At 67.2% G+C, this 13923-nt stretch carries 11 protein-coding genes; 8 read left to right on the forward strand and 3 right to left on the reverse strand.

All coding sequences use genetic code 11. The features are described 5' to 3' along the window. Together A9513_RS11825 and A9513_RS36715 are read right to left on the reverse strand one after the other, a co-directional pair. Positions 1-755 (reverse strand): transporter substrate-binding domain-containing protein (locus tag A9513_RS11825; RefSeq protein ID WP_065084833.1); only part of this gene is annotated, 755 nt, incomplete at its 3' end. Between the two features lie 69 nt (positions 756-824). Beyond that, positions 825-2888, reverse strand: coding sequence for an aminotransferase class I/II-fold pyridoxal phosphate-dependent enzyme (locus A9513_RS36715; RefSeq protein ID WP_065084834.1), 2064 nt, complete (start codon positions 2886-2888; stop codon positions 825-827). Positions 2889-3166: 278 nt separating this feature from the next. Between A9513_RS36715 and arnB the strand changes: the two genes are divergently transcribed. From arnB to A9513_RS11870, 8 genes are read left to right on the forward strand one after another with little or no spacing between them, the layout of a single operon-like run. Further along, complete coding sequence (gene arnB / locus A9513_RS11835) at positions 3167-4306, forward strand: UDP-4-amino-4-deoxy-L-arabinose aminotransferase (RefSeq protein WP_065084835.1); 1140 nt, start codon at positions 3167-3169, stop codon at positions 4304-4306. A 7-nt stretch (positions 4307-4313) separates the two neighbouring features. After that, positions 4314-5318, forward strand: coding sequence for an undecaprenyl-phosphate 4-deoxy-4-formamido-L-arabinose transferase (gene arnC / locus A9513_RS11840; protein ID WP_065084836.1), 1005 nt, complete (start codon positions 4314-4316; stop codon positions 5316-5318). Further along, positions 5315-7336 carry a bifunctional UDP-4-amino-4-deoxy-L-arabinose formyltransferase/UDP-glucuronic acid oxidase ArnA gene (gene arnA / locus A9513_RS11845; RefSeq protein WP_024765617.1) on the forward strand — a complete coding sequence of 674 codons (2022 nt, stop codon included), beginning with the start codon at positions 5315-5317 and terminating at the stop codon, positions 7334-7336. The genes arnC and arnA overlap by 4 nt, the downstream gene beginning before the upstream one ends. After that, positions 7336-8220, forward strand: a complete 885-nt coding sequence (arnD, locus tag A9513_RS11850; RefSeq protein WP_065084837.1) for a 4-deoxy-4-formamido-L-arabinose-phosphoundecaprenol deformylase — start codon at positions 7336-7338, stop codon at positions 8218-8220. The genes arnA and arnD overlap by 1 nt, the downstream gene beginning before the upstream one ends. Next, the gene (arnT, locus tag A9513_RS11855) at positions 8217-9863 is read left to right on the forward strand and encodes a lipid IV(A) 4-amino-4-deoxy-L-arabinosyltransferase (protein ID WP_065084838.1); all 1647 of its coding nucleotides are present in this window, start codon (positions 8217-8219) and stop codon (positions 9861-9863) included. Before arnD ends, arnT begins: the two co-directional genes overlap by 4 nt. Further along, positions 9860-10204 carry a 4-amino-4-deoxy-L-arabinose-phosphoundecaprenol flippase subunit ArnE gene (gene arnE, locus A9513_RS11860; RefSeq protein WP_024765620.1) on the forward strand — a complete coding sequence of 115 codons (345 nt, stop codon included), beginning with the start codon at positions 9860-9862 and terminating at the stop codon, positions 10202-10204. Before arnT ends, arnE begins: the two co-directional genes overlap by 4 nt. Beyond that, complete coding sequence (arnF, locus tag A9513_RS11865) at positions 10201-10629, forward strand: 4-amino-4-deoxy-L-arabinose-phosphoundecaprenol flippase subunit ArnF (RefSeq protein WP_065084839.1); 429 nt, start codon at positions 10201-10203, stop codon at positions 10627-10629. The genes arnE and arnF overlap by 4 nt, the downstream gene beginning before the upstream one ends. A 40-nt stretch (positions 10630-10669) precedes the next feature. After that, positions 10670-12052 carry a UDP-glucose/GDP-mannose dehydrogenase family protein gene (locus tag A9513_RS11870; protein WP_024765622.1) on the forward strand — a complete coding sequence of 461 codons (1383 nt, stop codon included), beginning with the start codon at positions 10670-10672 and terminating at the stop codon, positions 12050-12052. 99 nt (positions 12053-12151) lie between these two features. Here A9513_RS11870 and A9513_RS11875 read toward each other — a convergent pair whose 3' ends face one another. Further along, on the reverse strand, positions 12152-13906 hold the full coding sequence (locus tag A9513_RS11875) for a PTS fructose-like transporter subunit IIB (RefSeq protein WP_065084840.1): 1755 nt from the start codon (positions 13904-13906) through the stop codon (positions 12152-12154). Between the last annotated feature and the right edge of the window lie 17 nt (positions 13907-13923).

The raw sequence follows: 13923 nt of genomic DNA on the forward strand, positions 1-13923 counted from the left end.
TACTTGTCCGACAGCGCCTTGTAGTCGTCGCTGGCGAGCAATTTGCCGATGGCCTCGTCCATCTTCGCCTTCAGCTCGGTGTCGCCTTTGCGCATGCCGGCGCCAACGCCACGGCCGAACAGGGGGTCGTACTTCACTTCGCCCTTGTTGACGATGCCGGCAGCCTGGGCGTCCGGCGACTTGACGAAAGACGCCACGGCAATGCCATCGGCCATCATCAGGTCGATGCGCCCGGCCACCAGGTCGGCGTTCACCGAGTCCTGGGTGTCGTAGTAGCGCACGTCGGCGATCTTCTCGTAGTACTTCTTCAGGTAGTTGGAGCTGACCGTGGAGATCTGCACGCCGATGGCCTTGCCCTTCAGGCCCTCGGGGCTGATCTGCACATCCACCGCCTGGGGCGCGGCGACGGCGACCGGGGTGTCGTAATAGGGGCGGCTGAAGGCGATCTGCTTCTCGCGCTCGTCGGTGATCGACAGGGAGTTGAAGATCACGTCGATCTTCTTCGCCAGCAGCGCCGGGATGATGCCGTCCCAGGCTACTTCGTCGATCTCGCAGGTGGCCTTCATCTCGGCGCAGACCTTGTGGATCAGGTCCGGCTCGAAGCCGACCCAGCTACCGTCGGGCTGCTTCTGCGAGAACGGTGGATAGGGTTCGGCGGCCAGGGCGAAGCGGATCGTCTCGGCCTGGGCGCTCGCCGCGCCGGCCATCAGCATCGCCGCACCCACCATCAGATTGCACAGACCTTTCTTGCTCATCGTGATCCCCTGCGTTGTTTTCGTTTGTTATGGGTCACGCTCATCGATGCGCCGGCAGCGCGGCATCGGTCAGCGATTCTGGTGCGCGTTGACGAACTGCCGGCAGCGCTCGCTGCGCGGGCGCGAGAACACTTCCTCGGGCGTTCCCTCCTCCTCGATCAGGCCCTTGTGCAGGAACGCCACATGGCTCGACACGTCGCGGGCGAAAGCCATCTCGTGGGTGACCAGGATCATGGTCCGCCCCTCCTCGGCCAGCGAGCGGATCACCCGCAGCACTTCGCCCACCAGCTCCGGGTCCAGCGCCGAGGTCGGTTCGTCGAACAGCATCACTTTCGGTCGCACGGCCAGCGCGCGGGCGATGGCCACGCGTTGCTGCTGGCCACCGGAAAGGAAGGCCGGGTATTCGTGGCGTTTCTCCGCCAGGCCGACACGTTCCAGCAACGCCTCGGCGCGCTCGCGGGCCTCGGCCTTGCTCTCGTGGAGGACGAAGGTCGGCGCCTCGATCAGGTTCTCCAGCACGGTGCGGTGCGGCCACAGGTTGAAGCTCTGGAACACCATGCCCAGCTGCGAGCGGATACGGGTGAGCTGCTTCTGGTCGGCCACCATCGGCTCGCCCTGGCGGCTCTGAGCCAGGCGGATGGTTTCACCGTTGACGGTGACCGAGCCCTGGTTGGGAATCTCCAGCATGTTGATGCAGCGCAGCAAGGTGCTCTTGCCCGAGCCGCTGGCGCCGATCAGCGAGATCACCTCGCCCTCGCGGGCCGACAGCGAAACGCCCTTGAGCACCTCGAAGTCGCCGAAGCGCTTGTGGATATCTCGCACTTCGATCACCGGCTTAGTGGTGGGCTGTTCCCGTAGGAGCGAGCTTGCTCGCGAACCGGCCGCAGCGTCAGAAACATCAAGAGCGTTCGCGAGCAATGGCTGAGGCGCCCCCCTCGCTCCTACAGTTGATTCGGCACGTGCGGGAAGGGATTCGACAAACCGAATGATCCGCGCACAGGCCTCCGCCATGCTCTCGTCGCTCAACCCGAAGGACAACCGCACGAAACCTTCCGCCTGCGGGCCGAAGGCTGCCGCGTCGAGCACCGAGACGCCGGTGGCATGGAACAGCTGCCAGGAGAAGTCCAGCGAGCTGAGGCCGGTGTCACGTACATCGACCATGACGAACATGCCGGCTTCGGGCGACAGGACCTTCACCCGCGGACAATCAGTCAGCGCCGCCACCACCAGGTCGCGGCGGCGGCGGTAGATCTCGCGCATCGACGCCACCACTTCATCATGGCGCTCCACCGCAGCGAGCGCGGCCTCCTGCACGAAGCCCGGCAGGCCGTAGAACATGTTCAGCGCAAGGTTTTCCAGATGCCCGACCAGCGTCGGGTTGGCGACTATCCAGCCGGCGCGCCAGCCGGTCATGGCATGGGATTTCGACAGGCTGCCGATGCTCAGGGTGCGCTCGGCCATGCCCGGCAGCGCGGCGAAGCTCTGGTGTTCGCGCTCGAAGGTCAGGCCCTCGTAGACCTCGTCCACCACCACCCAGAGATCGTGGGCCTGCGCCAGCTCGGCGATCGCCAGCAACTCCTCGCGAGCCAGCACGACGCCCGTGGGGTTGCTCGGGTTGGCGAGGAAGATCGCCTTGGTGCGCGCCGTGATGGCAGCCGCGATATCACCGGCCAGAGGGCGGAAACCGTTCTCCGGACGGGTAGGAACCCCGACCAGCACGGCACCGGTGGACTTCAGCGTGGCTTCGTAGGTGACGTAGACCGGATCGAAGGTGATGACCTCGTCGCCTTTTTCCAGCAGGCACAGCGCGGCGGCGAACAGGCCGTTCTGCGCTCCGGCGACAACAATGACGTTCTCGGCGGCGACCTTTTGGCCGAATCGTCGCTCATGCAGTGCGGCGATCGCCTGGCGAAGTGCCGGGCGGCCAGCCACATCACTGTAGTGGGTGTCGCCGTCGCGCAAGGCGGAAACGGCGGCATCGGTGATGAAGTCCGGGGTTGCGAAATCGGGGTCGCCGACGCTGAGCACTATCACGTCGCGGCCGGCGCGTTGGGCGGCAATGGCGGCGTAGTGAATATCCCAGGCGGCAACGCCGGGTCCGACCATCCTGTCCACAAGCGACGAATAACGCATGCAAGGGCCTCATCCGAATGACGGAATGTCCTGCAGAAGGGTCCGCAGGAGCGTTGGGCCACCATAGCCAAGGATGAACGAGTGTTCAACAGCGTTTTCCGACATCAGACATGTCGTTTTCAGACCGTTCACTCACCTCCCTCCCATCTTCGGGTGCTGCTTGTCGCATGTTCGACCGACGAACGGAATCACGACATCCACTTAACGGCTTCTTAACGATCACCCCCGTAGCGTTCTCTCACCCCCTGACAGAGCCGCCATGGCCTTTGGAACACCACATGGAAATGCCCTTCCTCCCCTTCTCCCGTCCCAGCATCGGTGAAGAAGAGATCCAGGCAGTCAACGAAGTCCTGCGTTCGGGCTGGATCACCACCGGGCCGAAGAACCATGAACTGGAGCAACGCTTCGCCGACTCCATCGGTTGCCGTCACGCGGTGGCCCTGTCGTCGGCCACCGGCGGCATGCACCTGGCGCTGCTGGCCCTGGGCATCGGCCCGGGCGACGAGGTGATCACCCCGTCGCAGACCTGGGTCTCCACCGTCAACATGATCAGCCTGCTGGGCGCCACGCCGGTGTTCGTCGATGTCGACCGTGACACCCTGATGACCGACGCCGCGCGCATCGAAGCCGCAATCACCCCGCGCACCCGCGCCATCATTCCGGTGCATTACGCCGGCGCGGCCTGCGACATGGACCCGATCAACGAGCTCGCCCTGCGCCACGGCATCCCGGTGATCGAGGACGCCGCCCACGCGGCCGGCACCTTCTATCGCGGCCGCCCGGTAGGCTCGCGCGGCACCGCGATCTTCTCCTTCCACGCGATCAAGAACCTCACCTGCGCCGAGGGCGCCATGTTCGTCACCGACGACGAGGCCCTGGCCAACCGCGTGCGCACCCTGAAGTTCCATGGCCTGGGCGTGGATGCCTACGACCGCCTGACCCACGGCCGCAAGCCACAGGCGCAGGTTGTGGAACCGGGCTTCAAGTACAACCTCACCGATATCAACGCCGCCATCGCCCTGGTGCAGTTGCCCAGGCTCGAAGCGATCAACGCCCGCCGCGCCGAACTGGCCGCCGGCTACGCCAGTCGCCTGGCGCACCTGCCGGTGCAACCGCTGGCGCTGCCGGACTACCCGCAGCACCACGCCTGGCACCTGTACGTCCTGCGCATCGACCAGGAGCGCTGCGGCATCGACCGCGACGCCTTCATGCAGGGCCTGCAGGAGCGCGGCATCGGCAGCGGCATCCACTTCATCGGCAGCCACCTGCACAGCTACTACCGCCAGCGCTACCCGGATGTGCACCTGCCCAACACCGAGTGGAACGCCTCGCGGATCGTCTCCATCCCGCTGTTCCCCGACATGACCCAGGCCGACCAGGACCGCGTGGTCGACGCCATCGAAACCCTGCTTCGGTAACGCCACCGTGAAAGCCTATCCGATCAACCGTGTGTCCATCGTCATCCCGGTGTACAACGAAGAGGCCAGCCTCCCCGAGCTGCTGCGCCGCACCACCGCCGCCTGCAAACAACTGGGCCGCGATTACGAGATCGTGCTGATCGACGACGGCAGCCGCGACAGCTCCGCCGACCTGCTGCAGGAAGCCGCCGAAGCGCCCGGCAGCCATGTGGTGGCGGTGATCCTCAACCGCAACTATGGCCAGCACGCGGCGATCATGGCCGGCTTCGAGCAATGCCAGGGCGACCTGGTGATCACCCTCGACGCCGACCTGCAGAACCCGCCGGAGGAAATCCCGCGCCTGGTCGAAGAAGCCGCCAAGGGCTACGACGTGGTCGGCAGCGTGCGCCAGCAACGCCAGGACTCGGCACTGCGTCGCTGGCCGTCGAAGCTGATCAACCTCGCCGTGCAGCGCTCCACCGGCGTGGCGATGAACGACTACGGCTGCATGCTGCGCGCTTATCGCGCCAGCATCGTCAAGGCGATGCTCGCCTGCCGCGAGCGCAGCACCTTCATCCCGATCCTGGCCAACAGCTTCGCCCGCCATACCAGCGAGATCCTCGTCGCCCACGCCGAGCGCGAGCACGGCGAGTCGAAGTACGACTTCCTGCGCCTGATCAACCTGATGTTCGACCTGGTCACCTGCATGACCACTTCGCCGCTGCGCCTGTTGTCCTTCGTCGGCGGCGGCATGGCGGTGGCCGGCTTCGCCTTCGCGCTGATGCTGCTGGTGCTGCGCCTGCTGTTCGGCGCCGCCTGGGCCGGCCACGGCGTGTTCGTGCTGTTCGCCGTGCTGTTCATGTTCACCGGCGTGCAGCTGGTCGGCATGGGCCTGCTCGGCGAGTACCTGGGCCGCATGTACAACGACGTGCGCGCCCGCCCCCGCTTCTTCATCGAGCGCATCGTTCGCGTCGATGCACCGCGCGCCCAGATCACTACTTCTTCCCCTTCTTTCGAGTCCATCCAGCCATGACCCAGCAGACCATCGTCTTTGCCTACCACGACTTCGGCTGCGCCGGCATCGAAGCGCTGCTCGCCGCCGGTTACCAGATCGACGCCGTGTTCACCCATGCCGACGATCCCAAGGAAAACCGCTTCTACGGCTCCGTAGCACAACTCTGCGCGCGCCTGGGCATCCCGGTGCACGCGCCCGAAGACGTCAACCACCCGCTGTGGGTTGCGCGCATCCGCGAACTGCAGCCGCAGTACATCTTCTCTTTCTACTACCGCCACCTGCTCAGCGAAGAGCTGCTGGCCTGCGCCGCCAAGGGCGCCTACAACCTGCATGGTTCGCTGCTGCCGCGCTACCGTGGCCGCGCCCCGGCCAACTGGGTGCTGGTCAACGGCGAAAGCGAGACCGGCGTGACCCTGCACCGCATGGTCAAGCGCGCCGACGCCGGCGGCATCCTCGCCCAGCAGAGCGTCGCCATCGGCCCGGACGACACCGCACTGGTGCTGCACGGCAAGCTGCGCGAAGCCACCCGCGAGCTGCTCGCCACTGCCCTGCCCCGCCTGGCTCGGGGTGAACTGCAGGAAGTCGCCCAGGACGAATCCCGCGCCAGCTACTTCGGTCGCCGCACCCCGGCGGACGGCCAGCTCGACTGGAAGCGCCCTGCCAGCGAACTGCACAACCTGGTCCGCGCCGTGACCCAGCCATACCCCGGCGCCTTCGCCCCGGTGGGCGATCGCAAGCTGATCGTCTGGAGCTCGCGCGTGGTCGCCGGCAACAACGGCCTGCCGGCCGGCTCGGTCCTGTCGGTCGACCCGCTGCGCATCGCCTGCGGTGCTGACTCGCTGGAAATCCTCTCCGGCCAGCAGGGCGACAGCGGCCTGTTCCTCGCCGGCCCGCAGCTGGCCCGCGAAATGGGCCTGGTGGACGGCTCGCGCCTGCACGGCGCCAGCGGCAAACCCAAGCGCAAGACCCGCGTACTGATCCTCGGCGTCAATGGCTTCATCGGCAACCACCTCTCCGAGCGCCTGCTGCGCGACGGCAACTACGAGGTCTACGGCCTGGACATCGGCTCCGACGCCATCGAGCGCCTGAAAGGCAACCCGGACTTCCACTTCGTCGAAGGCGACATCAGCATCCACACCGAGTGGATCGAGTACCACATCAAGAAGTGCGACGTGGTCCTGCCGCTGGTGGCCATCGCCACGCCCATCGAATACACCCGCAACCCGCTGCGCGTGTTCGAGCTGGACTTCGAGGAAAACCTCAAGCTGGTCCGCTACTGCGTGAAGTACAACAAGCGCGTGATCTTCCCGTCCACCTCCGAGGTGTACGGCATGTGCACCGACGCCAACTTCGACGAAGACAAGTCGAACCTGATCGTCGGCCCGATCAACAAGCAGCGCTGGATCTACTCGGTCTCCAAGCAGTTGCTCGACCGCGTTATCTGGGCCTACGGCCAGAAGGGCCTGAAGTTCACCCTGTTCCGTCCGTTCAACTGGATGGGCCCGCGCCTGGACCGCCTGGACTCGGCGCGCATCGGCAGTTCCCGCGCCATCACCCAGCTGATCCTGCACCTGGTGGAAGGCACGCCGATCCGCCTGGTCGACGGCGGCGAGCAGAAGCGCTGCTTCACCGACGTGGATGACGGCATCGAGGCGCTGGCGCGGATCATCGACAACGAAGGCAGCCGCTGCGACGGGCAGATCGTCAATATCGGCAACCCGGACAACGAAGCCAGCATCCGCCAACTGGGCGAAGAGCTGCTGCGTCAGTTCGAGGCGCACCCGCTGCGCGACCAGTTCCCGCCCTTCGCCGGCTTCCGCGAAGTGGAAAGCCGCAGCTTCTACGGCGACGGCTACCAGGACGTGTCGCACCGCAAGCCGAGCATCGAGAACGCCCGTCGCCTGCTGAACTGGCAGCCGAGCGTGGAGCTCTCCGCCACCATCGGCAAGACCCTGGACTTCTTCCTCCGCGAAGCCCTGGCCGAACGTGCCGGTGGGGTGCCCCACGCCTTCCCGCTGCAGAAAAGCATCGCCTGATGAGAGCGGGACTGCGCATCGACGTCGATACCTACCGCGGCACCCGTGACGGTGTGCCGCGGCTGCTGGACATGCTCGGCGAGGCCGAGGTGAAGGCGACCTTCTTCTTCAGCGTCGGCCCCGACAACATGGGGCGCCACCTGTGGCGCCTGATCCGCCCGCAGTTCCTGTGGAAAATGCTGCGCTCCAACGCCGCCGGCCTGTATGGCTGGGACATCCTGCTGGCCGGCACCGCCTGGCCGGGCAAGCCGATCGGCCGCGACCTGGGCCACCTGATGCGGCGCGCCCAGGACGCCGGCCATGAAGTCGGCCTGCATGCGTGGGACCACCACGGCTGGCAGGCCAACGCCGGCCGCTGGAGCACCGAGCAGCTCGAACAACAGATCCGCCGTGGCGTCGACACTCTTGCCGACATCCTCGGCAACCCGGTGGAGTGCTCGGCGGTGGCCGGCTGGCGCGCCGACGAACGCACCGTGGAAGCCAAGGAGCGCTTCGGCTTTCGCTACAACAGCGATTGCCGCGGCCGCTCGCTGTTCCGCCCGCGCCTGGCCGACGGTCGCGCCGGCACCCCGCAGATCCCGGTGGACATGCCCACCTTCGACGAGGTCGTCGGTCCACAGGTGGCGCCGTCCGCCTTCAATGACTACATCCTTTCCCGTTTCGACATGGACGCCTTGAACGTGTACACCATTCACGCCGAGGTCGAGGGCATTCTCATGGCCCACGACTTCCGCCGCTTGCTGGCCCAGGCACGGGCCGGCGGCATCCGCTTCGTCCCGCTGGGCCGGCTGCTGCCGGACGACCCGACCACCCTGCCCGTCGCCAGCCTGGTGCGCGGCGAACTGGCTGGCCGCGAAGGCTGGCTGGGGGTGCAGCACGCATGAAACGCCTGGCCTACCCGACACTGCTCGCCGCCTTCGTCCTGTGCATCCTGCTGCCGATGGCTTTCCACGGCCTGTGGATCCCGGACGAGTCGCGCAACGCGCAGATCAGCCAGGCCATGCTGCAGAGCGGCGACTGGGTGTCCCCGCACCTGCTGGGCCTGCGCTACTTCGAGAAGCCTACCGGCGGCTACTGGCTGATCGCAGCCAGCCAGGCCGTGTTCGGGCAGAACCTGTTCGGCGTGCGCTTTGCCTCCGCACTGGTCACCGCGCTGAGCACCCTGCTGGTGATCCTGGTCGCCCGCCGCCTGTGGAACGACCCGCGCCGCACCTGGGCCGCCGGTCTGCTTTACCTGAGCTGCGGGTTGATCGCGGGGCAGGCCGGCTACGCCAACCTCGACCCACAGTTCACCTTCTGCGTGAACCTCAGCCTCGGTGCCCTGTGGTTCGCTTTCGATGCCAGCACCCCGCGCGGGCGCCTGGCTGCCTGGAGCCTGCTGGGTGCCGCCTGCGCCTTCGGCTTCATGACCAAGGGCTTCCTCGCCTTCCTGTTGCCGGTGATCGTCGGCCTGCCCTACGCCGTGCTGCAGAAGCGCCTGGGCGAACTGCTGCGCTACGGCCCGCTGGCGGTGCTGGTGGCCGCGCTGGTCTGCGCGCCCTGGGTACTGCTGATCCACGCCCGCGAGCCGGACTTCTGGGACTTCTTCTTCTGGCACGAGCACATCCGCCGCTTCGCCGGTGACGACGCCCAGCACGGCCGTCCATTCTGGTTCTTCGTCCCGCTGCTGTTCGCCAGCGCACTGCCCTGGGCGGTGCTGGTCTTCCCTGCGCTGCGTAACGCAATCCAGGGCTGGCGCGACTCGAAGCTGCTGTTCCTGCTGCTGTGGTTCGTCATGCCCTTCCTGTTCTTCAGCCTGGCCAAGGGCAAGCTGCCGACCTACATCATGCCCTGCTTTGCCCCGCTAGCCCTGCTGATGGCCGATGCCCTCGGCCGCGCGCTGCAGCAGCACCGGCAAGTCGCCCTGAAGTTCAACGGCGCGCTCAATCTTCTGCTGGGCAGCAGTGCGCTGGCCGGACTGCTGTTCATGCAGGCACGGCACCCGCAGTACCACGACGAACTGCCCAGCGTGCTGATGGTTGCCCTGGTGTGCATCGCCTGGCTGCTCGCCGGCCTGCTGCAACTGCTGCGCCCCACTCGCTTCTGGGCGGCGCCGGCCTTCGCGGCCTGGCTGCTGGTGGCCCTGGTGCCCAACGCGATGCCGAACAAGATGGTCAACAGCAAGATGCCTGACCAGTTCATCGCCGAGCATCTGGACCAGCTCAAGGACGCCCGCAGCCTGCTGAGCAACGACCTGGGCGCCGCCACCGCGCTCGCCTGGCGCACCCGGCGCAGCGACATCACGCTGTTCAACACCGAAGGCGAGCTGAAGTTCGGCCTCGGCTACCCCGAAGGTCAGGGCCGCAGCATCCCGCCCGAGGGCATCCACGCGTGGATCGACCGGACCCGCGCCGAGGGCTCCATCGGCGTGATCATGCGGGTCAACAGCGCCAGCGACGAAGCGGAACTGGCCATGCTGCCCAGCGACGCCATCAGCTACCGGCAGAACCACCTGGTGGTCCTGCTGATTCCGCAGGCCGCGCCATGACTGCCCTGCTGCTGGCGGGCGTCTGCCTGCTCACCTGCCTGGGCCAGCTGGCGCAGAAGTTCGCCGTGGAAAGCTGGCGCGATGCGCCCTCGAGCCTGACGGCGAAGCTCTTCTCACCCTGGCTGATCCTGGCCGTCGCCTGCCTGGGCGCCGGCCTGCTGCTCTGGCTGCTGGTCCTGCAACGCCTGGAAGTCGGCGTCGCCTACCCGATGCTGAGCCTGAACTTCGTGCTGGTGACGCTACTGGCGAGCCGCCTGTTCGGCGAACGCATCGACGGCCGCCACTGGTTCGGCGTGGCCCTGATCGTCGGCGGCGTCGCCCTGCTGGGGATGCACTCGTGAGGCGCGGCATCGCTTTCGCCCTGGGCAGCGTGCTGCTGGTGAGCAGTGCGCAGCTGGGCATGCGCTGGAGCATGTCGCGCCTGCCCTCGCACTGGCCGTTCGACCCGGCGCAACTCGACATCGCCGCACTTCTGGCGCTGGCCGGGGCGGTGCTCGCCTACGCGCTGTCGATGCTCTGCTGGCTGCTCGCCCTGAAACACCTGCCGCTGAGCCGCGCCTACTCGCTGCTGAGCCTGAGCTACGCCCTCGTCTACCTCGGCGCTGCCGTGCTGCCGGGCCTCGGCGAGCCGCTGAGCCTGCCGCGCACCCTGGGCGTAGCCCTGGTGATCGCCGGCGTGATCGCGATCAACGCGCCACGCCGACCTGACAGAACAACCGTCATCAAACCCAGCGACGCTCGCTCCGAGCACGCGCAGTTCGACTGACCTCAATCCCGCTTCAAGTCCCTTTTCGGGAGAGCAGACCATGAAAATCAGCGTATTCGGAATCGGTTATGTAGGCCTGGTGCAGGCCGCGGTCATGGCCGAAGTAGGCCACGACGTCCTGTGCATGGACATCGACGAGGACAAGATCGCCAAGCTCAAGCGCGGCCAGATCAGCATCTTCGAACCGGGCCTGGCCGAGCTGGTGAGGGACAACCTGGAAGCCGGACGCCTGCGCTTCACCAGCGACGTCGCCGAGACAGCCGCCCATGGCCGCGTGCAGTTCATCGCCGTCGGCACCCCGCCGCTGCCCGATGGCTCGGCCGACCTGCGTGCCGTGCTGGCCGTGGCCGAAGGCATCGCCCGCCACCGCACCCAGCCGGTGATCATCGTCGAGAAATCCACCGTGCCGGTGGGCACCGGTGACCGCGTGAAGGCCAAGGTACTCGCGGTGCTCGCCGAGGAAGGCCGCAGCCTGGACTTCGAGATCGTCTCCAACCCCGAGTTCCTCAAGGAAGGCTCGGCGCTGGCCGACTGCCGCAAACCCGACCGCATCGTCATCGGCTGCGAAAGCCCCGAGGTGCTGGACGTGATGCGCGAGATCTACGAGCCGTTCAACCGCAACCATGACCGCATCCTGACCATGAACCTGCGCAGCGCGGAGCTGACCAAGTACGCCGCCAACTGCATGCTCGCCACCAAGATCAGCTTCATCAACCAGATCGCCGAGCTGGCCGAGCACCTGGGCGCCGACATCGAAGCCGTGCGCCAGGGCATGGGCGCCGACCCGCGCATCGGCTACCACTTCATCTATCCCGGCTGCGGCTATGGCGGCTCGTGCTTCCCCAAGGACGTCCAGGCGCTGATCCAGAGTGCCGAGGAAGCCCACTGCTCCAGCGACCTGCTGCGCGCCGTGGAAGCGGTCAACCAGCGGCAGAAGAGCAAGCTGTTCGAGCGCATCCACAGTTACTACGGCGGCAAGCTCAAGGGCCGCACCTTCGCGCTCTGGGGCCTGTCGTTCAAGCCCAACACCGACGACATGCGCGACGCCCCCAGCCGCACCCTGATGGAAGCCCTGTGGGCTGCCGGCGCCAAGGTCCGCGCCTTCGACCCCGAGGCCATGCCCGAGGCGCAGCGCCTGTACGGCCACGATGAACGCCTGACCCTGATGGGCACCCCGGAAGCCACCCTCGGCGGCGCCGATGCCCTGGTGATCTGCACCGAGTGGCGGCAGTTCAAGGCGCCGGACTTCGAGCTGGTGGCCAGCCGCCTGAAGTCCCCGCTGATCTTCGACGGCCGCAACCTGTTCGACCCCGAGCGCTTGGCGCGCTACGGCTTCGAATACTTCCCCATGGGCCGCGGCGACTCGCACCGCCTGCCGGTGCCGGCGCAGGTCGTCGAACAACGCACGCGGCGCACGGCCTGAAGAGCATTCGCGAGCAGGCTCGTTCCTACACGAGGGACACGGCTCTTCGTAGGAGCGAGCTTGCTCGCGAACCCACCCACGCCGACCAGGCCAGGATGCTCAACCCCGCCCCGGCGCCTGCTCGCCCATCACCATCATCGGCGCTGCCTCACTGCGCTTGAGCAGCGCATAGAGCACCCCGGTCACCACGCTGCCGATGGCAATCGCCAGCAGGTAAAGCAGCGCGTGGTTCATCGCGTTGGGGATCAGCAGCACGAACAGCCCGCCATGGGGCGCCAGCAGCTTGCAGCCGAACAGCATCGACAGCGCGCCGGTCAGCGCACCTCCGGCGATACTTGCCGGGATCACCCGCAGCGGGTCCTTGGCCGCGAAGGGAATCGCGCCCTCGGAGATGAAGCACAGCCCCAGTACCAGCGCCGCCTTGCCGGCCTCGCGCTCGCTCTGGGCGAACTTGCGCCGCGCCAGCAGCGTGGCGATGCCCATGCCGATCGGCGGGACCATGCCACCGGCCATCACTGCCGCCATCGGCGCGTAGCTCTGCGAGGCGAGCAGGCCGACCGAGAAGGCGTACGCGGCCTTGTTGATCGGCCCGCCGAGGTCCACGCACATCATCCCGCCCAGCAACAGGCCGAGCAGGATGGCGTTGGTGGTACCCATGCCGGCGAGGAAATCGGTCAGCGCGCTCATCATCGCCGCCACCGGCGAACCCACCACGTAGATCATCACCAGCCCGGTGAACAGGCTGGCCAGCAGCGGGATGATCAGGATCGGCTTGAGCGCCGCGACACTGGCCGGTAGCGGAACCCACTGGGCAATCGCGCGCGCCGAATAGCCGGCGAGCAAACCGGCGACGATGCCGCCAAGGAAGCCCGCCCCCAGCGTGCTCGCCAACAGCCCGCCGATCATCCCCGGCGCCAGCCCGGGGCGATCGGCGATGGACCAGGCGATGTAGCCGGCGAGCATCGGCACCATCAGCTTGAACGCGGCGTCACCGCCGATCTGCATCAGCGCCGCCGCCAGGGTGCCCTGTTGCTTGAACGCCTCGATGCCGAAGACGAAGGACAACGCGATCAGCAGCCCGCCGGCCACCACCATCGGCAGCATGAAGGACACGCCGGTGAGCAAGTGCTTGTAGACGCCGCGCGCTTCGTTCTTCGTCGGTGCCGCACTGTTGCCGGCAGACGCGGCGGACTCCGTCGTCGCCTCCTGCAGCGCGCGCTCGATGGTCGCCTGGGGCTGCTTCAACGCCACACCCGTGCCGCAACGGAAGATGCGCTTGCCGGCGAAACGCTCGGGATTGACCTCGATGTCCGCCGCCAGCAGGACCACGTCCGCAGCAGCGATTTCTTCCGCACTCAGCGGATTGCGCGCGCCCACCGAGCCCTGGGTTTCCACCCGCAGCTCGACGCCCATCTGCTGCGCCGCCTGTTGCAGCGCCTCAGCGGCCATGAAGGTGTGCGCCACGCCGGTCGGGCAGGCAGTCACCGCTACGACCTTCGCCACGCGTCCCGTTGCGGCAGGCACTGGCGAGGCCTCGCCCGGCTGCCAGACGGGAGCCTCTGCCGCCGCGCGCTGGAGGAAACCGGCCGGGTCGGCCAAGGCCTCGGCCGGGCGCGCCTGCACCAGGCGCTTGCCGGCGAAGCGCGAGAGATCCAGCGGCTGCGCGCTGACCACCAGCACCCAGTCGGCCGCGGCAATCTGTCCTTCGCTCAACTGGCGTTCCGGATGCTGCGGGTCGCGTTGTTCGACACACACCGACCAGCCCAGGCGCTCGGCCGCCGCCCGCAGCAGGCGGGCGCTGAGCACGCTGGAAATCTGGCCGTTGGGGCAGGCCGTGATCAGGGCAAGGTTCATCGTCATACCTCGTGTTG

This window comes from Pseudomonas sp. AU12215 (assembly GCF_001675465.2).
GTDB classification, from domain to species: domain Bacteria; phylum Pseudomonadota; class Gammaproteobacteria; order Pseudomonadales; family Pseudomonadaceae; genus Pseudomonas; species Pseudomonas nitroreducens.